At 53.3% G+C, this 22,223-nt stretch carries 19 protein-coding genes; 8 read left to right on the top strand and 11 right to left on the bottom strand.

From position 1 onward, the window contains the following. The first annotated feature begins 435 nt into the window (after positions 1 to 435). Complete coding sequence (locus AC6I8A_RS10790; protein WP_497818452.1) at positions 436 to 1,737, top strand: D-amino acid dehydrogenase; 1,302 nt, start codon at positions 436 to 438, stop codon at positions 1,735 to 1,737. Between the two features lie 21 nt (positions 1,738 to 1,758). Further along, positions 1,759 to 2,829: a catabolic alanine racemase DadX gene (dadX, locus tag AC6I8A_RS10785; RefSeq protein ID WP_479487121.1), complete on the top strand. Its 1,071-nt coding sequence runs from the start codon at positions 1,759 to 1,761 to the stop codon at positions 2,827 to 2,829. Here dadX and AC6I8A_RS10780 read toward each other — a convergent pair. The 6 genes from AC6I8A_RS10780 to yeaG form a co-directional block, all read right to left on the bottom strand. After that, positions 2,822 to 4,015, bottom strand: coding sequence for a multidrug effflux MFS transporter (locus tag AC6I8A_RS10780; RefSeq protein ID WP_008110369.1), 1,194 nt, complete (start codon positions 4,013 to 4,015; stop codon positions 2,822 to 2,824). The genes dadX and AC6I8A_RS10780 overlap by 8 nt on opposite strands. A gap of 112 nt (positions 4,016 to 4,127) precedes the next feature. Next, the gene (gene wbaP / locus AC6I8A_RS10775; RefSeq protein ID WP_008110368.1) at positions 4,128 to 5,594 is read right to left on the bottom strand and encodes an undecaprenyl-phosphate galactose phosphotransferase WbaP; all 1,467 of its coding nucleotides are present in this window, start codon (positions 5,592 to 5,594) and stop codon (positions 4,128 to 4,130) included. A 377-nt stretch (positions 5,595 to 5,971) separates the two neighbouring features. Next, positions 5,972 to 6,205, bottom strand: coding sequence for a DUF1480 family protein (locus AC6I8A_RS10770; RefSeq protein ID WP_008110367.1), 234 nt, complete (start codon positions 6,203 to 6,205; stop codon positions 5,972 to 5,974). A gap of 78 nt (positions 6,206 to 6,283) precedes the next feature. Next, positions 6,284 to 8,011, bottom strand: a complete 1,728-nt coding sequence (locus AC6I8A_RS10765) for a potassium/proton antiporter (RefSeq protein WP_256696590.1) — start codon at positions 8,009 to 8,011, stop codon at positions 6,284 to 6,286. A gap of 230 nt (positions 8,012 to 8,241) precedes the next feature. Beyond that, entirely contained in the window at positions 8,242 to 9,549 is a 1,308-nt protein-coding gene (locus AC6I8A_RS10760) for a YeaH/YhbH family protein (protein ID WP_497818451.1), read from the bottom strand. Positions 9,550 to 9,640: 91 nt separating this feature from the next. Next, positions 9,641 to 11,575: a protein kinase YeaG gene (gene yeaG / locus AC6I8A_RS10755; RefSeq protein WP_008110364.1), complete on the bottom strand. Its 1,935-nt coding sequence runs from the start codon at positions 11,573 to 11,575 to the stop codon at positions 9,641 to 9,643. Between the two features lie 408 nt (positions 11,576 to 11,983). Between yeaG and AC6I8A_RS10750 the strand changes: the two genes are divergently transcribed. Both AC6I8A_RS10750 and AC6I8A_RS10745 read left to right on the top strand, forming a co-directional pair. After that, positions 11,984 to 12,733, top strand: a complete 750-nt coding sequence (locus AC6I8A_RS10750; RefSeq protein WP_293797352.1) for a MipA/OmpV family protein — start codon at positions 11,984 to 11,986, stop codon at positions 12,731 to 12,733. Positions 12,734 to 12,816: 83 nt separating this feature from the next. Next, positions 12,817 to 13,665 (top strand): aldo/keto reductase, encoded by an 849-nt coding sequence (locus tag AC6I8A_RS10745; RefSeq protein ID WP_497818450.1) that lies wholly within the window; start codon positions 12,817 to 12,819, stop codon positions 13,663 to 13,665. Between the two features lie 23 nt (positions 13,666 to 13,688). Here AC6I8A_RS10745 and AC6I8A_RS10740 read toward each other — a convergent pair whose 3' ends face one another. Together AC6I8A_RS10740 and gapA are read right to left on the bottom strand one after the other, a co-directional pair. Continuing rightward, a complete protein-coding gene (locus AC6I8A_RS10740; protein ID WP_497818449.1) occupies positions 13,689 to 14,561 on the bottom strand; it encodes a D-hexose-6-phosphate mutarotase in 873 nt (290 codons plus the stop codon). Positions 14,562 to 14,635: 74 nt separating this feature from the next. After that, entirely contained in the window at positions 14,636 to 15,634 is a 999-nt protein-coding gene (gene gapA / locus AC6I8A_RS10735) for a glyceraldehyde-3-phosphate dehydrogenase (RefSeq protein WP_007889697.1), read from the bottom strand. Between the two features lie 338 nt (positions 15,635 to 15,972). Between gapA and msrB the strand changes: the two genes are divergently transcribed. Beyond that, positions 15,973 to 16,383, top strand: coding sequence for a peptide-methionine (R)-S-oxide reductase MsrB (msrB, locus tag AC6I8A_RS10730; protein ID WP_497818448.1), 411 nt, complete (start codon positions 15,973 to 15,975; stop codon positions 16,381 to 16,383). Positions 16,384 to 16,385: 2 nt separating this feature from the next. Further along, positions 16,386 to 16,667 (top strand): YeaC family protein, encoded by a 282-nt coding sequence (locus tag AC6I8A_RS10725; RefSeq protein ID WP_101764217.1) that lies wholly within the window; start codon positions 16,386 to 16,388, stop codon positions 16,665 to 16,667. 36 nt (positions 16,668 to 16,703) lie between these two features. On the opposite strand, the gene pncA is transcribed toward AC6I8A_RS10725, so the two are convergent. The 3 genes from pncA to sppA all read right to left on the bottom strand — a co-directional run bounded on the left by pncA (position 16,704) and on the right by sppA (position 20,285). Further along, positions 16,704 to 17,312, bottom strand: coding sequence for a bifunctional nicotinamidase/pyrazinamidase (pncA, locus tag AC6I8A_RS10720; protein ID WP_154156339.1), 609 nt, complete (start codon positions 17,310 to 17,312; stop codon positions 16,704 to 16,706). Between the two features lie 14 nt (positions 17,313 to 17,326). After that, positions 17,327 to 18,340 (bottom strand): asparaginase, encoded by a 1,014-nt coding sequence (gene ansA, locus AC6I8A_RS10715; protein ID WP_008110353.1) that lies wholly within the window; start codon positions 18,338 to 18,340, stop codon positions 17,327 to 17,329. An 85-nt stretch (positions 18,341 to 18,425) separates the two neighbouring features. Then, positions 18,426 to 20,285 (bottom strand): signal peptide peptidase SppA, encoded by a 1,860-nt coding sequence (sppA, locus tag AC6I8A_RS10710; RefSeq protein ID WP_497818447.1) that lies wholly within the window; start codon positions 20,283 to 20,285, stop codon positions 18,426 to 18,428. 169 nt (positions 20,286 to 20,454) lie between these two features. Here sppA and AC6I8A_RS10705 point away from each other — a divergent pair, with 169 nt between their 5' ends. Continuing rightward, positions 20,455 to 21,006: an NAD(P)H nitroreductase gene (locus AC6I8A_RS10705; RefSeq protein WP_265297984.1), complete on the top strand. Its 552-nt coding sequence runs from the start codon at positions 20,455 to 20,457 to the stop codon at positions 21,004 to 21,006. A 153-nt stretch (positions 21,007 to 21,159) separates the two neighbouring features. Continuing rightward, a complete protein-coding gene (gene selD / locus AC6I8A_RS10700; RefSeq protein ID WP_265297986.1) occupies positions 21,160 to 22,203 on the top strand; it encodes a selenide, water dikinase SelD in 1,044 nt (347 codons plus the stop codon). Positions 22,204 to 22,223 lie beyond the last annotated feature (20 nt).

Here is a 22,223-nt window from a genome sequence, read left to right as displayed (position 1 = left end):
CCTGAGTAAAGATGGCCCAATAAAACTGAGCGAACACTTCAATGATAGTCCACTGTCGCCTATCCGAAACTGAATCTCAATCGAATTCTTTTGGCAGAAAATCATTCAAAAAGCGGTAGTTAAGTCGATACTTGTTATAAATGTTGGTTTTATTTTGCTTGTTAGAATAATGCTCTGTTTATAAGTGGATTGTATGACTGCGGCGATTTCTCCTGAAAAAAGTCAAAACCGCTGCCTTCCACATAATAAATGGCTGATTAAGGGATTTAAGGCATAAAAAATCCTGATTTTGCCTCTGTTGCATGATTTCAGTGTGCAGTCAGGTAAAAAACATGTGAAATAAGTCGGTCGAATGTAAGATTTGAGTGGCGGTCGGGTTATGCTGTCTTTGGCTTGGTTAATAGTTAATTATTCTTTTGCTGCGAAGAGGGGCTTATGCGCGTAGTAATTCTTGGTAGTGGTGTCGTTGGTGTGGCGAGCGCCTGGTATCTGGCGCAGGCCGGACATGAGGTCACGGTCATCGATCGTCAACCTGCCGCCGCGCTGGAAACCAGCGCCGGTAATGCGGGGCAGATCTCACCGGGCTATGCCGCGCCTTGGGCGGCGCCGGGCGTTCCGCTCAAAGCGGTCAAATGGATGTTCCAGCGTCACGCGCCGCTGGCGGTTCGTCTCGATGGCAGTAAGTTCCAGCTGGAATGGATGTGGAATATGCTGCGTAACTGCGACATGCAGCACTATCAAGAGAATAAAAGCCGCATGGTGCGTATCGCGGAGTACAGCCGCGACTGCCTTAAAACACTGCGCGCCAGCACCGGCATCGCCTATGAAGGTCGTCAGGGCGGCACGCTGCAGCTGTTCCGTACGCAGCAACAGTTCGAAAGCGCCAGCAAAGATATCGCCGTGCTGCGCGATGCGGGCGTTCCCTATGAGTTACTGGAAGCGCATCAGCTGAAAAATGTCGAACCCGCGCTGGCGGCGACGGCGCATAAACTCACCGGCGGTTTACGTCTCCCTAACGACGAAACCGGCGACTGCCAGCTGTTTACTCAGCACCTGGCAGAAATGGCTGCGGCGGCGGGCGTGACCTTCCGCTACAACACGTCGGTTGATCAGTTGCTGCGCGAGGGCAATCGCATTTATGGCGTGAAGTGTGGCGATGAGGTGATTAAAGCCGATGCTTACGTGGTGGCGTTCGGTTCCTATTCAACCGCGCTGCTGAAAGACATTCTCGCCATCCCGGTTTATCCGCTGAAGGGTTATTCGCTGACCATCCCGATCAAGAACGCTGACGCTGCACCGGTTTCCACCATCCTCGACGAAACCTACAAAGTGGCCGTCACGCGCTTTGACGATCGCATTCGCGTGGGCGGCATGGCAGAAATTGTTGGTTTTAACACCAAACTGTTGCCGGCACGACGCGAAACGCTGGAGATGGTGGTCCGCGATCTCTATCCTGAAGGCGGATTTGTCGAACAGGCCACGTTCTGGACCGGATTGCGTCCAATGACGCCAGACGGTACGCCGATTGTCGGGCGCACGCCGCTCTCCAATCTCTATCTCAATACCGGGCACGGTACGTTGGGATGGACCATGGCTTGTGGTTCCGGTCAGCTTTTGGCTGATTTAATTTCCGGTCATAAACCGGCGATTGCCGCAGATGATTTGTCAGTGCTGCGCTACCTGCCAGGTTTTGAGCCACATTCTTCGCCGCTGCGTAACGCCAGCGCGGCGCGCTGAGACCTCAGGGAGAGTAAAAGCATGTCACGTCCAACCGGTGCCACCATCAATCAACAGGCACTGCGTCATAATTTGGCTGTCGTACGCCAGGCAGCACCGCAATCACGCGTCTGGTCGGTGGTGAAAGCCAATGCGTATGGTCACGGTGTGGCCCGCGTGTGGCAAAGTCTGGCCGAAACCGACGGCTTTGCGCTGCTGAATATGGAAGAGGCGATCTTGCTGCGCGAGCAGGGCTGGAAAAAGCCGATCCTGCTGCTGGAAGGCTTCTTCCATGCTGACGATTTAGCGCTGATCGATCGCTATCGTCTCACCACCAGCGTACACAGCAACTGGCAGATTCAGGCGCTGGCAAAAGCGCAGCTGTCGGCACCGGTCGATGTTTACCTCAAAATCAACAGCGGCATGAACCGACTTGGTTTTCGACCTGAGCAGGCGTATGCGGCGTGGCAAAAACTGCGTGCTTTGCCGAACGTCGGTGAAATGACGTTGATGGCGCACTTTGCCGATGCAGAGAATCCGCAAGGTCTGGTTGAGCCGATGAAATGCGTCGAACGGGCGGCGGAAGGGCTCAGTTGTCCGCGTTCCTTGTCTAACTCAGCGGCTACGCTGTGGCATCCTGAAGCGCATTTTGACTGGGTGCGTCCCGGCATCATTCTCTATGGCGCGTCACCGAGCGGCGACTGGCAGGATATCGCCAGCACCGGATTGCAACCGGTGATGACGCTCAACAGCGAAATCATTGGCGTGCAGCAGCTGAATGCCGGTGACGGCGTGGGCTACGGTTATCGCTATCACGCCAGTGGCGCGCAGCGTATCGGTATTGTCGCCTGCGGATACGCCGATGGTTATCCGCGACATGCGCCAACCGGCACGCCAGTCAGCGTAGATGGCATCCGCACGCAAACGCTGGGCGCAATCTCCATGGACATGATGATGATCGATTTGGAACCTTGCCCGCAGGCCGGCATCGGTTCGAAGGTTGAGCTGTGGGGCAATCAGGTGAAGATCGATGAGGTGGCAAAAGCCGCCGGGACGGTGGGCTACGAGCTGATGTGTGCGCTCGCGCCACGCGTACCGGTTGAAGTTATTTAAGCGCGGTTACACGACCGTGCATCTTCTTGCTGCAGCGCCAGGCGGTCATGGCCAGCGCTGCACCCAGCAGCATCATCAGTGCCAGTGATGATTTTTCCGCAACAGGTAATGCCACGATTGCCATGCTGCCACCCGCACCACACGCCATCTGAATAAATCCCTGCAGTGCTGAGGCCACGCCCGCTTGCTGCTGATACGGCTCCAGCGCGTAGCTGGTGGCAGGACCAACCGTGAACGCCAGACCAGCAACGGAAACCGCCACGGGAATCATGTACAGCGACCAATGGTTTTGCCACGCTGCCGGTAATAGCGTGGTGCCCATCATCAACAGAATCGCGCCGATCAACATGGTGGCGAAACCCATCGCCAGACAGAATGGACGTCCCGCTTTGCGAATGGTTTTGTTCACGAAAGCGCTAACCAGCATGATCCAAAAACCATTGGCGCCAAAGGCAAAGGAGAATTGTAGCGGCGTCAGGCCGCCTTCGGTCATCAGTACGTGTGGCGCTAGCGACACATAGGTCAGCACCATGCCCAGCGCGCCGGCATTGGCAAAAGCAAAGGCAAGGAAGCGCGGTTCACGGGCGATGGCAGCGTACTGCGCCAGCGGTAAACCTTTCACGCGCAATGTGTCTGCTGGGCGCGTTTCTGGCAGCCACAGCATCACGATCAAGCCGATCACCACCGCATAGCCACACAGGAACCAGAACGGCATACGCCAGCCGTAGGCTTCAGCCAGAATTCCGCCAAGCAGCGGTGCCAGCGCAGGTACGATATTCAGCGCACCATTGAGAAAGCCGTAAGCGCGTGCGGCATCTTCGCCACTGAGACGATCGCGCACGCCACTGAATGCCACCACCGCTGTACAGCACACGGCGCAGCCCTGAATGATGCGCGCAAGGAAGAACACCGGCCACAGCGTGCTGGTGGCGGCAATCGCGCTGCCAACGATATAAAGCGCCAGTCCAATCAATGCGATCGGCTTGCGACCAAAGTTATCCACCAGCGGACCGGTAATCAGTTGGCCGATGCCCATCACCAATAAAAACAGGGGAATCGTGATCTGGATAAGGCTCACCGGGCTGTTAAGACCTTCGGCGATTTGCGGCAATGTAGGGAGGTAAAGATCAATGCCCAGCGGCGCCAGCAGCACCAGGCTAAGAAGAATTAAGGTGAATTTTTGCATTACGAACCGAACGACCTGTTAAACAATCCGGAAGGGTAATGACTCTGAGGGGAAAAAGAAAGGGATAAAAAAGCGATGCCTGCCGAAGTGCGCAGGCATCGCCTCGAGGGTATCAGTAAGCGCCGTCGCGACGGACCACTACGCCAGCGGTTTTGAACAGAATCGCAATGTCAGTCCACAATGCCCAGTTTTTTACATACCAGGAATCGAAGTAAACGCGCGTATCGTAGTCGATGTCGTTACGGCCGCTGACCTGCCACAAGCCGGTCATGCCCGGTTTCGCCATCAGGTAGTAATCCACATCACCGGCATAACGTTCCAGTTCCGCTTCAATCACCGGACGCGGACCGACCAGACTCATTTCGCCGCGAATCACGTTCCACAACTGTGGCAGCTCATCAAGGCTGGTTTTGCGCAGGAAGTTACCAATTTTGGTCACGCGCGGATCGTTTTTCAGTTTGAAATCACGATCCCATTCAGCGCGCGCTTCCTCGCTGGTCGCCAGCAGATTTTGCAACACTTCCTGCGAGTTGGTCACCATCGAGCGGAACTTCAGGCACTTAAACTTAACGCCATCCTGTCCAACGCGTTCATGACCATAAATCGCATTGCCGCCGTCACGTTTCACCATCGCACACAACAGACCAAATACCGGACCGAGGAACAGCAGCAGCATGGATGCCACCACAATATCAAAGGTGCGTTTCAGGAAGCGTGAAGAGCGTTTTGCCAGATTGTTGCTGACGCGCAGGATCATCACTTCATGGCTAAAGATGAATGACATGTCGGTGCCATACAGCGGTACGCCGCGCAGCGTTGGGATCACGGAAATCGAACGGCACTTCATTTTGGACAGGAACTTCAGCCATTTATCGCGCACCACTTGCTGCTCAAATTCGGTGGCGACGATAAATTGCGTGTTGTCACGGTCCATGGTTTGCCAGTTGATGTCTTTCCAGGTGATCACCGGCACACCATTCACTTTTTCGTGCTGCTGGTCATCATCCAGTGAAATGAATGCCTGCACGTTGTAACCCAGGATCTCTTCGCTCTGCAGCGCCGCATAGGCTTCCATGGCGTTTTTACCGGAACCAATAATGATGGTTTCCTTCTGCCACTGACCTGCACGGTTGATCGCGCGTTTTACCACGGCACGCATCAGCGGCAGCAGCAGCAGGGCGTAAGTCCAGCTGAACACCCAAACCATGCGCGAGAAGTCCCATTTTGAAAAGGCAATCAATGCCAGATCAAGCAGAGAAAAAACGAACAGGGTTTTAATCACTTCTTTCAATTCAAACCAAAACGGTTTGCGATAGGTGTAGTGACGCATACGCACCCAGAACCAGGCGGTGCAAAGAATAGAAAGGCTAAATTGGGCAATAAACCGGTATTCAATCTGCTGAGGCGGAATAAACGTATCCAGTTCGCCCCAAATACCTTGAACGGTGGCGGCAGATAAAAACAATGCCAGATTTAACGCTATTAAATCGGAGAAACTAAGTGCGACTTTTGCGATGAGGTTTTTGCGCAGTCCGCTCCACGAGCGGGTTGCATCATTCATTATCAAAGTACTTGCCATAAAACCTGCTCTCTTTTCTTAAGTAAAAGATGGCCTGACCAGAATCAAGTACGCGCTCAGGAGTGATCCGCTGAAAAGCAGAAAGAATAATTCTTTCAGCGATTTATAAGTCTGTGCTGCCATAAGCGCTGCAAGGAAAGGACCGTTTGAGACGTGATGCACGTCACGAAAAGCTGCAGCAACGTTTAAGAGTATGCAGGAGTTATTTGACAGAGTTAATATGGAAATAGTCTGAAAAGGAAAAAAATGACTCAAGAAATAATTGGCTATCTATTTGAAAAATAATGTTAAAAGTTAATTAATCGCGGAAATAACGCTTCATTTTAAGACGGCTTTTCGGAATGACCGCCATTGCCATCAATGGCGGCGCCAGCCAGTCAGGCAGGTTTTTTCAGTACCCAAAGATCCTGCTGCTTGTCGTAGTGTCCGATTTGCAGATCGACAGCCTCTTCATCAATCCATGCCGGTACACTGGTATCCACATCCCAGCCGTCGAGTTGGTCACTCAGGCCGGGATTGGTATGGCAGGGAATACTCACAGTGTCGCCATTGTCAGTATTGAACTCTGCATCAACAATTTCATAACGACCAATCTTCACCACGTGTCCCATTACATTCTCCCGTATTAACTGGGTTGAATAGTGAGCATAGTCGTTCACACAAAGTTTACGAGCGAAAATGGCCTCGGATTATTCCTTGTCTTCCATTACGCGTACGCCAATTTTCACGATTTGATTGTCTTCTTTTTCTGCCACCGTCCAGGTTAACTGGTTCCATTCCACCTGATCGCCAACCACCGGCGTACTGCCCAGCAAACTCATCACCAGCTGTCCTAGCGACTGCTGATCGTTGGTTTGTTCATCCAGCTCCAGCCCGTAAATTTGCGCCACATCTTTCAAACGTGCCTCGGCATCGAGGATAAAGTCGCCGAAGAAGCGTTGGTCGAGCGATACCGGCGGCGATTGGCTGAACATTTTACCCAATGCGGGGAGATCGCGTTCCCGGCCAATCACACACAGCACATCGCCTTCCTTCAGACGCGTGTTGCCATTGGGGTGCATCAACACGTTGTCACGGAACAGGGCGGCGATGCGGGTTTCGCGAGGCATCTGCAAATCACGCAGCGCCGCGCCAACGCACCACTTGTCTGCGCCCAACTGGTAAATGAATTGCTCCCACGGATTCTCCGGATGGATATCCAGTCCCACCCGGCTAATTGGCGAGGCGGTTGGCGGCACCACTACTTTGGCGCGTTTCGCGGCATAGCCCAGCGACGTACCTTGCAGCATCAGCGATACCAGCACCACAAAGAAGGCGATATTGAAGTAGAGCTTGGCGTTTTCCAGTCCGGCCATCATCGGGAAGACGGCGAGGATGATCGGCACCGCGCCACGTAAGCCCACCCAACTGATAAAGATACGTTCGCGTCCAGTAAAGCCCTTGAAAGGCAACAGGCCCACCAGAATTGACAGCGGGCGCGCTACCAGAATCAACCACAGCGACAGTATCATCGCCGGCACCGCGATGTGCCACAAATCCGAAGGCGTCACCAGCAAACCCAGCACTATAAACATGCCGATTTGGCTTAGCCATGCCATGCCGTCGAAGGTTTGCAAAATACCGTGGCGGTTGCGAATCGGGCTGTTGCCCAGCAGGAAGCCGCAAAGATACACCGCCAGAATACCGCTGCCTTCCATCACCGTGGTCAGCGCAAACACGATGATGCCGCCGCTTAGCGCCAGCAAGGGATACAAACCTTGTGCAAGATTGATGCGGTTAATCAATTGCTGCAGCGCCCAGCCGCCGCCAAGACCTAATACAATGCCGAGACCAAACTGCTGCACCAGATGCACCACGAACATCCAGCTCAAACCTGACTGGCCTTGCTGAATCATGTCGATCAGAGTGATGGTGAGAAACACCGCCATCGGGTCGTTGCTACCAGATTCAATCTCCAGCGTGGAGCTGACACGTTCGTTGAGGCCTTTATCACCCAGCAACGAAAATACAGCGGCGGCATCGGTGGAACCGATAATCGCGCCAATCAGGAAGCCCTGCATCAGGTCGAGTTTAAACAACCAGGCTGCGGCAACGCCGGTTAAACCTGCGGTGATCATCACCCCGACCGTCGCCAGCGATAGCGCCGGGCCGAGCGCCACTTTTAGTGAGGTCGCTTTGGTGCGCATACCGCCATCAAGCAAGATGATGGCTAACGCCAGGTTAGAGACCAGATAGGCAACCGGATAGTTATCAAACGCGATGCCACCAATACCATCAATGCCGGCCAACATGCCGAGTGCGAGAAAGATCACCAGAATCGGAATGCCAAGGCGCGAGGAAAAGGAACTGAGTAAAATACTTGCTGCTACCAGCACGGACCCAATAATAAACACACTGTAAATCATGCTGGTATTCAACGGCGTTCTCCTGCGGCGGGGCAAAAAAGACAAACTGCGGGGGATTCACACAGACAAGGTGGAAAGATAATGCCTTATCAATAGCTTGTCAGCGCTTAATTGCACATTTTTTCATTCTGTGGGGGCGTATCCCATATACAGCTAAATTTGTATGAAAAAACAACAAGAAATGGCGGGAAGTGAGCGGGGCTGCTGCAAAGAAAAAGCCGGTCAGTGACCGGCTTAAAGACTTAGGCTTCTGTAGCCTGCTTGTGAAAAAGTTCTCTAAATACTGGGTAGATGTCTTCTGGCTCGCGAATATGCTGGATTGCGAAGTTATCAAACATCGCCTGTAGATGCTCATACTCACGCCACAAGGTCTGGTGCGCGCGGCGCGTGATTTCGATGTAGCTGTAATAGCGCACAACCGGCAGAATATGCTTGGCTAAAATCTCGTGGCAGAGCGGTGAATCATCGGCCCAGTTATCACCATCCGACGCTTGCGCCGCATAGATGTTCCACTGTGATGGGTCATAACGCTCTTTAACCACTTCATCCATCAACTTCAGTGCACTGGAAACAATGGTGCCGCCCGTTTCCTGCGAGTAGAAGAACTCCTGTTCGTCGACCTCCTTCGCCTGAGTGTGATGGCGAATGTAAACCACGTCGACGTTCTTATAAGTACGACTCAGGAACAGATACAGCAGAATGTAGAAACGCTTCGCCATATCTTTGGTGGCCTGATCCATCGAACCTGAGACGTCCATCAAACAGAACATCACGGCCTGGCTGGAGGGTTCTGGCCGCTTCTCGAAGTTTTTGTAGCGCAGGTCAAAAGTATCGATAAACGGCACGCGATCGATGCGCGCGCGCAACTCAGCGATCTCTTTGCGTAAACGCTCCTCTTCCAGTAGCTGAGCCGGTTCGTTGTTTTCCACTTCGGTTAACGTGGCTTCCAGTTCGTTTAGCATGCGGCGTTTACCCGCTGTCATCGCCGTACGACGTGCCAGCGAGTTCTGCAGAGAACGCACCACGCTGATGTTCGCCGGCGTACCATTTGCGGTGTAACCGGCGCGATGGGTTTTGTACTCGTTCAATTGACGATGCTGATTCTTGCGCAGGTTTGGCAGCGCCAAATCTTCGAACAGCAAATCGAGATACTCATCTTTGGAAATCTGGAAGACGAATTCATCCTGGCCTTCACCGTCCTGGCTGGCGTTGCCCTGGCCTTCACCGTCCTGGCTGGCGTTGCCCTGGCCGCTACCGCCACTGCCGCCACCACCTTGCGGACGTTCAATGCGATCGTTTTGCACGAAATGGTCGTTCCCGGGATGAACGCGATGGCGACTGCCGCCGCGCCCCTGATGGAAACTCGGCTCATTGATATCGTCAATTGGAATCGAGACCGATTCGCCGCTCTCGACATCGGTCACCGAACGCTTATTGATGGCCTCGGAGATCGATTGCTTGATTTGCGCCTTATAACGGCGCAGAAAGCGCTGCCGGTTGACGGCGCTTTTGTTCTTACCGTTGAGACGCCGATCGATAAAATAGGCCATAAAAATCCCCCAAACTGCATTGCAAGCTTAGGCCGGGTAAACCCGGCCTCCTGTTGCAGCACCGAAGCGCCGCGACGCTTACAGATAACGATTATGAAGATTTACGCACGCGCAGATACCACTCGCACAGCAGACGTACTTGCTTGCGGGTATAGCCTTTTTCCATCATGCGATCGACAAAATCATCGTGTTTTTTCTGCTCGTCCGTTGAGGTTTTGGTATTGAAAGAAATCACCGGCAGCAACTCTTCGGTGTTCGAGAACATTTTCTTCTCGATGACCGTGCGTAGTTTTTCGTAGCTGGTCCAGTTCGGATTGCGCCCACTATTCTGCGCGCGGGCACGCAGCACAAAGTTGACAATCTCGTTACGGAAATCTTTCGGGTTACTGATCCCGGCAGGTTTCTCAATCTTTTCCAGCTCGGCGTTCAGCGATTCGCGGTCAAACAGCTGTCCGGTGTCAGGATCGCGGTACTCTTGATCCTGGATCCAAAAATCAGCGTAAGTGACGTAGCGATCGAAGATGTTCTGACCGTATTCAGAGTAAGACTCCAGATAGGCGGTCTGAATCTCTTTACCAATAAACTCGGCGTATTTTGGAATCAGGTAACCTTTCAGATGCTCCAGATACTTCTCGGCTTGATCCTGCGGGAACTGCTCGCGCTCAATTTGCTGCTCCAGTACGTAGAACAGGTGTACCGGGTTGGCGGCCACTTCGGCATGGTCGAAGTTGAACACGCGCGACAGGATTTTAAACGCGAAGCGGGTAGAAAGGCCGTTCATGCCCTCATCTACGCCCGCGTAATCGTGATACTCCTGCCAGGATTTTGCTTTTGGATCGGTATCTTTCAGGCTCTCGCCATCATAAACGCGCATTTTTGAGTAGATGCTAGAGTTTTCCGGCTCTTTCAAACGCGAGAGAATGGAGAAGCGGGCCAGCGTTTCTAACGTACCCGGTGCGCATGGCGCAGTCGTCAACTCACTGTGATCCAACAGTTTGTTGTAGATCTTGATCTCTTCGGAAACGCGTAAGCAGTAAGGCACTTTGACGATGTAAACACGGTCAAGGAACGCCTCATTGTTTTTGTTATTTCGGAAGGTGACCCATTCAGATTCGTTGGAGTGTGCCAGGATGATGCCGTTGAACGGCAGGGCAGAGATCCCTTCGGTACCGTTGTAGTTACCTTCCTGCGTGGCGGTCAGCAGCGGATGCAGCACTTTAATCGGTGCTTTAAACATCTCGACGAACTCCATCACACCCTGGTTCGCGCGGCATAACGCACCTGAATAGCCGTAAGCATCAGGATCGTTTTGTGCGTGATTTTCCAGTTTGCGGATATCAACTTTACCGACCAGCGCAGAGATATCCTGGTTGTTCTCATCACCCGGTTCAGTTTTAGCAATCGCCACCTGTTCCAGAATCGACGGCCACACTTTCACCACTTTGAAGCGGGTAATATCGCCGCCAAACTCATGCAGACGCTTTGCCGCCCAGGGCGACATGATGGTGCCAAGGTAGCGGCGTGGTACGCCATACTCTTTTTCCAGAATATTGGCATCTTCCTGCGGGTTAAACAGGCAGAGTGGATGATCGTTTACCGGGCTGCGTTCGCCGTCGGCGCTCAGCACATAAATCGGCACACGCTGCATCAGCGCTTTCAGGCGCTCCGCCAGCGAGGATTTACCGCCGCCCACTGGGCCCAGTAAGTAAAGGATCTGTTTCTTCTCCTCCAAACCCTGCGCGGCGTGTTTCAGATAGGAGACGATTTGCTCAATCGCTTCCTCCATACCGTAAAACTCTTCGAAGGCAGGGTAGCGTCCCATGACGCGGTTGGAGAATATGCGGGAAAGGCGTGGCTCTTGCGCAGTGTCAACCATCACCGGCTCACCGATGGCCATTAATAGTCGCTCTGCAGCGTTGGCGTAGGCACTGCGATCCTGTTTACAAATGGCGAGGAATTCCTGCAATGAGAACTCTTCATCCTTGGCAGCTTCATAACGCTGACGATAGTGATCGAATATATTCATAGCGATGCCCGTCCTTTCGTTTTTAGCACAGGTAAAGGAGCGTAATAAAAGTTTGTAGCAGCTCCCGGAAGATATTCTTTATTGAGTACAGCAACCCTTATGCCAACCTGACGTTTTTTAATCGGGGTACACAATTCTTATGGTTACTCTGCTCGTACAAAAAAGTCTCGTCTTACATTTAACTGTAGAAGGCATTCAGAAAACCTGCAGCCACTTTTCTCCTTATTCAGCGATATATCAATAACAAAGTCTCATAAGCACTGAGGCATTCAACCTAAGCAGCGAGAGCGTCGCAGCCACTCAGATTATTTCCCTTAGCTGGTTAGAGAGCATCATTAAACGTTAACCGATAGCAAAAATTTGGTTAGACTCTACGTGTGATTGTTATATTAATGGACTGATTAAATTGTGAACCAATTCAAACTTAAAGCGCTTGCTCTGGCTGTTCCTTGTTATTTTGCGGCGTTCGGCACCCATGCAGAACCCTTATCTCTTGGCGCTTCTGTCATTTACGCGCAGTCACCTTATCGGGGCGGACAAGACCGCTATCTGCCGATTCCGGTGATTAATTATGAGGGTGAAGACTTCTGGTTCCGCAGCCTGCAAGGCGGCTATTACCTGTGGAAAGACCCGCAGAATCAGCTGTCGCTGACCGTGCTGGGATCGCCGCAGGAGTACGACCCGAAAGACAACGATTTGGGTGATATGAAAGCGCTGGATAAGCGTCGTATGACGCTGATGGCCGGTGCCAACTATCGTCATGTCGCTGATTGGGGCATCGTGCGCACCACTTTGCTGGGTGATGTGCTCAATAACAGCAACGGCATGATGTGGGATCTCACCTATTTATATCGCTTTAATTTCGGTGCTTTCAGCCTGACGCCGGGCATTGGCGCGCTGTGGAACAGCGCCAATCAGAACCGTTATTACTACGGTGTTTCATCGCATGAAAGTGCGCGTACCGGCATCGCTGAGTATCATCCTGATGACAGCTGGTCACCGTACGTTGAGATGAATGCCAGCTACCAAATCACTGAAAGCTGGAACGCCAGCTTGTCAGGCCGTTACACGCGCTTCGACAGCGAAATCAAAGATAGCCCGATGGTCAATAAGAGTGGGCAGTACACACTCTGGACCGGCATCAGTTACAGCTTCTGATGATGAAATGAGCGCCTCATAATGAGGCGTTTTTCTTACATTGCACCAATCCCGAGCCCCAATTTAGCGCAACAGGAGGAGTAATGAAGACCATTCAATTTCACGGTGAATTAGCTTTACCCGCCATCGGCCAGGGAACCTGGTATATGGGCGAGAATCCATCATTGCACAGCCAGGAAGTGGCGGCACTGCAGGCAGGCTTAGATCTTGGCCTCAAGGTTATCGACACCGCTGAGATGTATGCTGACGGCGGCGCTGAACAGGTGGTTGGTGAAGCGCTACGCGGTCGACGCGATCAAGCCTGGCTGGTATCGAAGGTCTATCCATGGAATGCCGGTGAAGTTGACGCTATCGAGGCCTGCGAGCGCAGTCTTAAGCGTTTGCAAACCGATTACCTCGATCTTTATCTGTTGCACTGGCGGGGCAATGTGCCCTTAGAAGAAACCATCCGCGCGATGGAGTTGTTGCAGCAGCAGGGCAAAATTCGCCATTGGGGCGTCTCTAACTTTGACCACGACGATATGCTGGAACTGTGGCATGAGCCCGGCGGCAAGGCCTGTTTAACCAATCAGGTGCTGTACCACTTAGCGTCGCGCGGAATCGAGTACGATCTACTGCCGCAATGTCAGCAGCGCGAGATGCCCATTATGGCCTATTGCCCGCTGGCTCAGGCTGGGCGACTGCGACAGGCGTTATTTGAGGATCCGCATCTTCAACAGATTGCACAACAGAAGGGCATCAGCGTGGCGCAAGTGATGCTGGCCTGGGTTATACGCCAGCCGGGCGTTTTAGCCATTCCAAAAGCCAGCAGCGTTGCACATGTGCAGCAAAATGCGGCGGCGCTTGGCATCAATCTGACCCTTGAAGAGCTGAGCATCATCGATCGGGCGTTTCCTGCGCCACTGACTAAAATCGCATTGGATGTGGTTTAGCGGCGCAACTGCGCCGCATCTTATTACTTGTTGACGATATGAATCGTGGTGCCCAAACGTGCAGGGGATTCGCCCGCGCTTTTTAACGGCTTACTTATGCGCGCAGTCTCCACGCACACCATGGTTTTGTAGCCTTGATTTGGCATATCACCCATGCTGCAGGACAATTCCGGACCCGGATTCCACGTGACAACGTCACTCTGATAATGGTGATAGACTTCGATCTGACGTTTGCCGGCTCTATCATGAATCACGCTGCAGTCATCCGCTGCGGTATGAATACGATCCACGCGGTTTGGATAGGTCTGCTTGCCGTCTGATACGCCAACCGCATTATCGTTAACCTTATCGATAAAGCTTTTACCCAATCCGCTCACTTCGACCTGCGCGATATCCGCAATCTGGAAGTAGCTATGCAGCGCTGCCGTGGCTTCATAATCACCGTAGGCTTCCAGCTCAATTTCACAATGCTCAGCAATGCGGAAACGAGCGAGCAGGGTGAAATCGTGTGGCCACAGCTTTTTAGTTTGTGCGTTGCTTTCCAGTGTGAAAGTCAGCAATACGGCATCTTCGTTTTCGTCATGGGCGGTCAGCGTCCATGGCATGTTACGTGCAAAACCGTGTGCCGGTTCGCCTGCCGGACCAAACCACGGCCAGCAAATAGGCACGCCGCCACGAATTGCTTTACCCGTCGTAAACGGGGTTTTTTCACTGAGCCAAATCACCGGTTGCTGGCCGCTCGGCTGCCACGAGAGCAGATGTGCGCCTTGCAGGGCAATCGCCGCACGTACTTTGGGATGGCTGATCACCACAATCGGCAAATCACCCAGCTGACGCTGTGACAGATAAGGGGTGATTTGATTCACTACCGGAAGGGTATAAAGCGTATCTTGCATGGTCAGACCTTCTCTTCATCCAGTCGAAAAAAAGGGGCGACCGAAGTCACCCCTTGTCTGTTTAGCCGGTTAGCTTACTTAGAAGCAACCAGTGCAATCAGATCCAGAACCTTGTGTGAGTAACCAGTTTCGTTATCGTACCAGGAAACCAGTTTCACGAAGTTGTCGTTCAGAGCGATACCTGCTTTAGCATCGAACACTGAAGTCAGGGTTTCGCCGTTGAAATCGGTAGAAACCACGTCGTCTTCGATGTAGCCCAGTACGCCTTTCATTTTGCCTTCTGACTCAGCTTTGATCACTGCACAAATTTCTTTGTAGGTCGCTGGTTTTTCCAGGCGAACAGTCAGGTCAACCACAGACACGTTTGGAGTAGGAACGCGGAACGCCATACCGGTCAGTTTACCGTTCAGCTCTGGCAGAACAACGCCAACTGCTTTAGCTGCACCGGTAGACGATGGGATGATGTTCTGCGCTGCGCCACGGCCGCCACGCCAGTCTTTATGAGACGGGCCATCAACGGTTTTCTGGGTTGCGGTAGTTGCGTGCACGGTGGTCATCAGACCTTCAACGATACCGAAGTTGTCGTTGATAACTTTAGCCAGTGGAGCCAGGCAGTTAGTGGTGCAAGACGCGTTAGAAACGATGTCCTGGCCAGCATATTTGTCAAAGTTAGCGCCACGTACGAACATTGGGGTGCTGTCTTTAGAAGGACCCGTCAGAACCACTTTCTTCGCGCCAGCGGTGATGTGTTTACGTGCAGTTTCGTCGGTCAGGAAGATACCGGTCGCTTCAGCAACAACGTCAACACCCACTTCGTCCCACTTCAGGTTAGCCGGGTCTTTCTCAGCGGTAACACGGATTTTCTTACCGTTAACAATCAGTGCACCATCTTTCACTTCTACAGTGCCGTCAAAACGACCGTGAGTAGAGTCATACTTCAGCATGTATGCCATGTAATCGGCGTCAAGCAGATCGTTGATCGCGACGATTTCGATGTCAGAACGCTGCTGCGCAGCACGGAAAACGATGCGACCGATACGGCCAAAACCGTTAATACCTACTTTGATAGTCATATATTCCACCAGCTATTTGTTAGTGAATAAAAGGTTGGCTGTAAAATTACAAAAACCTTACCAGGCGTCAAGCGGAATCGTGTCAATTGTTGCGACAGGTCAATTCCAACACCAGGAATAATTCGTTGCGCAATCGCTTACGCAGCACCCTTATTGCGCGCCTATGTTACGCCGAATGCGGGCTGAAAAGGGATGACTTTTGCAAAGGGTGATCGCCATCACAAAATCGTGCTGTGGAAGAGATGTCGGATGCGTTAGCACGAAAAAAGACCCGATAGATGTTGTACGTTTGTTAGAATACTAGTCGATTTTTTCAGAATGACACTCCGGAACTCAAAATGGCTAAAGACACCGCACCCGACGCAAAAATTGCGCAGCTTTCCGAAATGCAGCGCTATGTCACTCAGCATCGTGGAACGGAGCCCCCTTTCTCGGGCACCTTGCTGCACAATAAGCAGGAAGGGATTTACCACTGCTTAGTTTGTAACTCGCCGCTGTTTCTCTCCGAAACCAAATATGATTCAGGCTGTGGCTGGCCAAGTTTCTATCAGCCTTTCAGTGACGAAGCTATCCGCTATCTGGAAGATGATTCACACGGCATGCATCGGGTTGAGATTCGTTGTGGCAACTGTGATGCGCATTTGGGGCATGTGTTCCCGGATGGCCCACAGCCAAGCGGCGAGCGCTATTGCGTGAACTCCGCTTCGCTAAACTTCACTGATGAGCAGGGCAATCAGCAAGAGGGCTAAGCATGAAACAGGAACTGGAAGCGATGCTGGAGGCGATGACGCCGGAAGTCTACGAACGACTCTCCACGGCGGTTGAAATCGGCAAATGGCCGGATGGCGTTGCGCTAACGCCGGAGCAGAAAGAGAATTGCCTGCAATTGGTGATGCTGTGGCAGGCGCGCCACAATGACGATCCCCAACATATGACCATCAGCAAAGGTGGCGATATGGTGATGAAATCGAAGAAACAGCTGAAAGAAGAGTTCGGCATTGAGCCCGATGTCACACGCATCAATCTGCACTAAAAAGCCAAAGGGCTGGTTCTCACCAGCCCCTTATTTTCAGATTAATACCGCACCTTGCGCCGCCATCTGCTCGAACGCAATTTCACTGTCATCCGGATTCAGGTTCACGCCGCGGCAGCCTTCTTTAACCACCTCCACGTTGTAACCCAACTCCAGCGCATCCAGTACGCTGTATTTGACGCAGTAATCGGTCGCAATACCCAGCATCACTAAATCGCTGATGCCGCGCTCGCGCAGCCAGCTGTCGAGTTCTGTTTTGCGGCGATGGCCGTTATCGAAAAAGGCGCTGTAGCTGTCCACCTCAACATCGCCACCTTTGTGGAACACGGCATCAATCAGAGAACGATCGAGATCGGGATGGAAATCCGCACCGACAGAGTTCTCAATACCATGATCCGGCCACCAGATTTGCGCTAAACCGTTTAATTCGCCCAGCGTGTAAACCGGCTCGCCGGAGATTGAGGCGAAGCTGCCGTGATTGGCTGGATGCCAGTCTTGCAATGCCACCACACATTCGCCCCGATCGTGAAACTCACGCGCAAATCGATTGGCAACAGCAACCGTTTGGTCACCATCACGTACCGCCATTGGGCCGCCGGGGCAAAAATCATTCTGAATATCGATAATTATCAATGCCCGCTTCATTCGTTCGCTCCGTATCAATCTTCAGTCAGTTCGCCGCGTAAATTCTGCTGCATTTTGGCACGAATTTCCGCGCTGGTGAGGTTCTGACTTAATAAAAAATGCAGTTTGGTTAATGTCGCCTCAACCGTGAGATCAAAACCGCTGATTACGCCCGCATGCTCCAGCGCGTTGCCGGTGGCATAGCCGCCCATATTCACTTTGCCGGACATACACTGCGTCAGATTCACCACCACAATGCCGCGATCGCTGGCCTGTTGCAGTTCCGACAGAAACTCGGCGTTTTGCGGCGCGTTGCCCACACCGTAGGAACGCAGGATCAACGCTTTCACCGGCTGGCGCAGGAAGTTACCCACCACGTCGGCAGAGATACCCGGATAGATTGTCACCACGCCAATCGGCTGCGGCGTAATCGGATGCACAATTAGCTCGCCGTGACCTTGCGGTGCGGGCGGCGTATTTAACCGGCGGATATGAATGCCCGCTTCCAGCAATGGCGCCAGGTTTGGCGACGCGAAGGCATTAAAGCCGTCCGCATGCGCCTTGGTGGTGCGGTTGCCACGGAACAGCGTGTTGTTGAAAAACAGGGCAACTTCATTGATCGGATAATTGGCCGCTACGTACAGCGAGTTCAGCAGGTTTTGCTGACCATCAGAACGCAATTCTGCCAGGGGAATCTGCGAGCCGGTAACAATCACCGGCTTAGCGAGGTTCTCCAGCATAAAGGAGAGCGCCGAAGCGGTGAAGGCCATGGTGTCGGTACCATGCAAAATCACAAAGCCATCGTAGCGATCGTAGTTTTGCTTAATATCGTTCGCAATCGATTGCCAATCCTGCGGCGTCATGTCCGAGGAATCCATCAGCGGCTGATATTCATGGATAGTGAAAGCCGGCATTTCAGGCCGATGGAATTCGGGCATGTTTGCCAGCTGCTGCTGCAGATGACCCGATACCGGAATGTAGCCCTGCGCAGAGCGCTGCATCCCGATGGTGCCGCCGGTGTAGGCTACGTAGATATTTTTCTTTTGCATGAAGGAACTCAGACTTGCCGTAAAACGCGCAGTATAAGGGGATTGCAAACGAAAAGCAGCCCGACCAGCGGCCGGGCTGTAAAGATTAGCGTAAGTTGCCGCAGTTCAGGCAGAAAGCGTAGCGATTTTGCGGATCGTTAAGGTTATTCAGCAAGCCTGGTTGCTGCTTCATTGCGCTCATCACGTCCAGCATTGGCGCAGGCAGCCAGACTTTCAGCGCAGCCGGCAACACCGCCTGAACCGACGCGTTCATCTGATTCAGCAGCAGATCGATCATGCCCGGATCATCCTGATACCAGCTCAACTCCGGCTTGGCGACTTTCGCCAACTCAGCGGCTTTTGCTACGGCATCGTCAAAGTCACCCAACGCATCGACCAGACCATTGGCTTTCGCATCGCTACCGGTCCAGACGTGACCTTGCGCAATCGCATTGATTTCGTCAGGCGTTTTGTGACGCGAGGTCGCCACCAGGCCCACGAAGTTACGATAGCCGTTCTCAATGGTCAGCTGCATCAGCTGCTGCACTTCGGTTGGCAGCGCTTTGGTGGTGGCGACGTCCGCCAGCGGCGATGTAGCCACGCCATCGGTATGCACACCTACCGAACTCAGGCTGTTTTCAACGGTGTTAATCACGCCAAAGATACCGATGGAACCGGTCAGCGTGCTGGGGGCCGCCACAATGTAATCAGCAGGCGTTGAAATCCAGTAGCCACCGGATGCTGCCATGCCGCCCATCGAAACCACCACCGGTTTACCCGCATCGTGAGCTGCCGCCAGTTCTTCACGAATCGCTTCCGACGCAGTGACGCTGCCGCCTGGGCTGTTGACACGTAACACAATGGCTTTGATTTTCGGATCCAGACGCGCATCGCGAATTTGCGACGCCGTGGTATCACCGCCGACGTTTCCGGCGCTCTCTTCACCGTCCATAATCGCACCGCTGGCGAGGATTACCGCAATATTGCCATCCTGACTCTGCGGCGGCTGTTTAACGGTGTAATCGTAGATACTGACGCTGCGGTAATCGTTATTTGCCTTGTCCCAGCCAAAGGTTTTCACCAGTTCCTGATCGGCGGCCGCACGCGTATCCAGCACATCCACTAATTTATTGTTCAGTGCATATTTCGCCGTATCGCCTTGTACCGCTTGCAGACCGCTAATGATGCCGGCTGCGCCAGGGAACAGCTGTTCTGGGGTGATCTGACGATTGGCCGCCACGGTATTCAGGTAATTCTGCCACAACTGGCCAATCCAGCGTCCGTCGGCGTCGCGCGCTTCCGGTGACATATCGTCACGCAGGAATGGCTCAACCGCAGATTTGTAAGTGCCTACGCGGAACACATGCGAGTTCACTTTCAACTTATCCAGTAAAGACTTGTAGTACAGACCATTGGTGGCGAAGCCGTGCAGATCAACCGTGCCCTGCGGTGAGAGATAGACCTTGTTGGCATAGCTGGCAATGTAGTATTGCGCCTGGCTATAGCTGTCGCCGACCGCGTAAATAGGTTTGCCGGCGTCACGGAATTCGCGCAGCGCTTTACCCACATATTGCAGCGAAGGTTGATCGCCACCAGCAAAGTCACGCAGTTCCAGCACGATGCCAGTGATGTTTTTATCGGTTTTGGCTTGTCGGATCGCGTCAACGACGTCAAACAGGGAATTCTCCTGCAGGCGATCGCTGTTGGCGCCTAACAGTTGGCGGCTGATACGACTCAAACGGTTGCTGACGGAAGGTTTGTCGACCAGCACACCGCTCAGATCGATTTTCAGCGCGCCTTGCTGCACAGGTTCACTGCTATTGGAACTGGAAACTTGCAGCCAAATCCCGACGCCCGCCAGGATCAATACAATAAGAAATAAATTAAGAATAAATTCCCGAATAAAATTCAGTACCCGCCAGGTCCAGCGGAACAGGCCGGAAATAATTCGCCACAAAGTGCGCATAAACTCTCCATATTCACGTAGCAGGGCAGCCAGCACGCGATCTGCCCCGATGTCGGGTTCATCCTAAAGAGCGGCGTGCGAAAAGTCAGCAGGAAATCGCGCCAGACTGTTACAAAAGATCGCGCTGTGCCAGGATTAGCCCACGCTTTTTATTCACGGGAGAAGAATAATGGATGCACTGGATTTATTAGTTAATCGCCGCTCGGCGTCACGTCTGGCAGAACCGGCTCCGGCGGGGGAAGCGTTGCAAAATATTCTACACGCCGCGATGCGCGCACCCGATCACGGCACATTACAGCCCTGGCGTTTCATTATTGTCGAAAATGAAGGGCGCGAGCGTTTTGCTAACTTGCTGGAACAAGCTGCGCGCGACAGCAACCTTGAGCAGAAGGCGATCGACAAAGCCGCTTCCGCGCCTTTTCGCGCGCCGATGATCATCACCGTGGTGGCGCATTGTGAAGAGCACGCCAAAGTGCCGCATTGGGAACAGCTGGCGTCTGCAAGCTGTGCGGTGATGGCGATGCAAATGGCAGCCGTGGCGCAAGGTTTCAACGGCATCTGGCGCAGCGGTCCGTGGACCGATCATCCGTCCGTGCGCGAAGCCTTTGGCTGCCGCGAACAGGATGCGATTGTCGGTTTCCTCTATCTCGGCACGCCGCAGTTGAAGGCCAACACCACCGTGGTGGCACCGGACACCGCGCAGTTTGTCAGTTATTTCTGACAGACAACGGCCGCCTTTTACGGCAGGTTAGGCGCCGTTGCAGAGATTGCACAAAGCCTGTGCGAAAGATCGAGGTTAGGTCGTGCAACACTTACTCCCAACTGACAGCCAGGCTAACATAGCGCCTTCTGTTCATCGCATAAGGAAGTCGCCATGAGTGAACCTCTTCGTTTAACCCAATACAGCCACGGTGCGGGTTGCGGGTGCAAAATTTCACCGCAGGTTTTAGAAACCATTCTGCGCAGTGAGCTTAGCCCGTTTCACGATCCGCAACTGCTGGTGGGCAACGAAACGCGTGATGACGCCGCAGTGTACGACCTCGGAAACGGTACTGCGGTGGTAAGCACCACCGATTTCTTCATGCCGATCGTCGACGATCCTTTCACTTTTGGTCGTATCGCCGCCACTAACGCCATCAGCGATATTTATGCCATGGGCGGGAAACCGATCATGGCGATCGCTATTTTAGGCTGGCCGGTGAATGTTCTGAGTCCGGAAGTGGCGCAGCAAGTGGTCGAAGGCGGGCGTGCTGCTTGTCAGGCGGCAGGAATCGCCCTGGCGGGCGGGCACTCGATTGATGCGCCAGAGCCGATCTTTGGTCTGGCCGTGACCGGTATCGTCGATGTAGCGCGAGTGAAAAAGAACAGCGCGGCACAGGCTGGCTGTCAGCTCTTCCTCACCAAACCATTAGGCATTGGCATTCTCACCACTGCCGAGAAAAAAGGCCTGCTGCGACCTGAACACCAGTCGCTGGCCGCCGATGTGATGTGCCAGCTGAATAATGCCGGAGCAGAATTCGCCAAACTGGCGGGCGTCAGCGCGATGACCGATGTTACCGGTTTTGGCTTACTCGGCCATTTGAGTGAAGTCTGCCACGGTTCCGGATTACGTGCCGAAGTGATTGCGTCGCAGGTACCGCGCCTGGCGGGCGTCGATGACTATATCGCTGCGGGAGCGGTGCCTGGCGGTACCCGCCGCAACTTTGCCAGTTATGGTGAACAGGTTTCCCCGCTTGATGACGCCACCCGCGCGCTGCTGTGCGATCCACAAACCTCCGGTGGCTTGCTGGTGGCGGTTCAACCCAGCGCTATTGATGCGTTCCAGCGCTGTGCCTCTGCAGCTGGCGTACAAGCAACGTCGATTGGCGAACTGTTTGCCGCCGAAGCCGATCGTCCACTGATTACCGTAGTTACCTGACGTTAAGGAACGACGCCATC

The sequence above is a fragment of the Pantoea sp. X-Soil-ISGK-275 genome, from assembly GCF_059730795.1.
The sequence above is the reverse complement of the archived record's forward strand: the minus strand, read 5'-3'. Positions and strand labels throughout refer to the sequence as shown.

Excerpts from the sequence above, each read along its gene's own strand:
- gapA (WP_007889697.1), bottom strand. The coding sequence starts at position 15,634 with ATGACTATCAAAGTAGGTATTAACGGTTTTGGCCGTATCGGTCGCATC.
- sppA (WP_497818447.1), bottom strand. The coding sequence starts at position 20,285 with ATGCGCACTTTGTGGCGAATTATTTCCGGCCTGTTCCGCTGGACCTGG.
- dadX (WP_479487121.1), top strand. The coding sequence starts at position 1,759 with ATGTCACGTCCAACCGGTGCCACCATCAATCAACAGGCACTGCGTCAT.
- AC6I8A_RS10770 (WP_008110367.1), bottom strand. The coding sequence starts at position 6,205 with ATGGGACACGTGGTGAAGATTGGTCGTTATGAAATTGTTGATGCAGAG.
- yeaG (WP_008110364.1), bottom strand. The coding sequence starts at position 11,575 with ATGAATATATTCGATCACTATCGTCAGCGTTATGAAGCTGCCAAGGAT.
- selD (WP_265297986.1), top strand. The coding sequence starts at position 21,160 with ATGAGTGAACCTCTTCGTTTAACCCAATACAGCCACGGTGCGGGTTGC.
- AC6I8A_RS10705 (WP_265297984.1), top strand. The coding sequence starts at position 20,455 with ATGGATGCACTGGATTTATTAGTTAATCGCCGCTCGGCGTCACGTCTG.
- AC6I8A_RS10725 (WP_101764217.1), top strand. The coding sequence starts at position 16,386 with ATGAAACAGGAACTGGAAGCGATGCTGGAGGCGATGACGCCGGAAGTC.
- pncA (WP_154156339.1), bottom strand. The coding sequence starts at position 17,312 with ATGAAGCGGGCATTGATAATTATCGATATTCAGAATGATTTTTGCCCC.
- msrB (WP_497818448.1), top strand. The coding sequence starts at position 15,973 with ATGGCTAAAGACACCGCACCCGACGCAAAAATTGCGCAGCTTTCCGAA.
- AC6I8A_RS10745 (WP_497818450.1), top strand. The coding sequence starts at position 12,817 with ATGAAGACCATTCAATTTCACGGTGAATTAGCTTTACCCGCCATCGGC.
- ansA (WP_008110353.1), bottom strand. The coding sequence starts at position 18,340 with ATGCAAAAGAAAAATATCTACGTAGCCTACACCGGCGGCACCATCGGG.
- AC6I8A_RS10740 (WP_497818449.1), bottom strand. The coding sequence starts at position 14,561 with ATGCAAGATACGCTTTATACCCTTCCGGTAGTGAATCAAATCACCCCT.
- AC6I8A_RS10790 (WP_497818452.1), top strand. The coding sequence starts at position 436 with ATGCGCGTAGTAATTCTTGGTAGTGGTGTCGTTGGTGTGGCGAGCGCC.
- AC6I8A_RS10780 (WP_008110369.1), bottom strand. The coding sequence starts at position 4,015 with ATGCAAAAATTCACCTTAATTCTTCTTAGCCTGGTGCTGCTGGCGCCG.
- wbaP (WP_008110368.1), bottom strand. The coding sequence starts at position 5,594 with ATGGCAAGTACTTTGATAATGAATGATGCAACCCGCTCGTGGAGCGGA.
- AC6I8A_RS10760 (WP_497818451.1), bottom strand. The coding sequence starts at position 9,549 with ATGGCCTATTTTATCGATCGGCGTCTCAACGGTAAGAACAAAAGCGCC.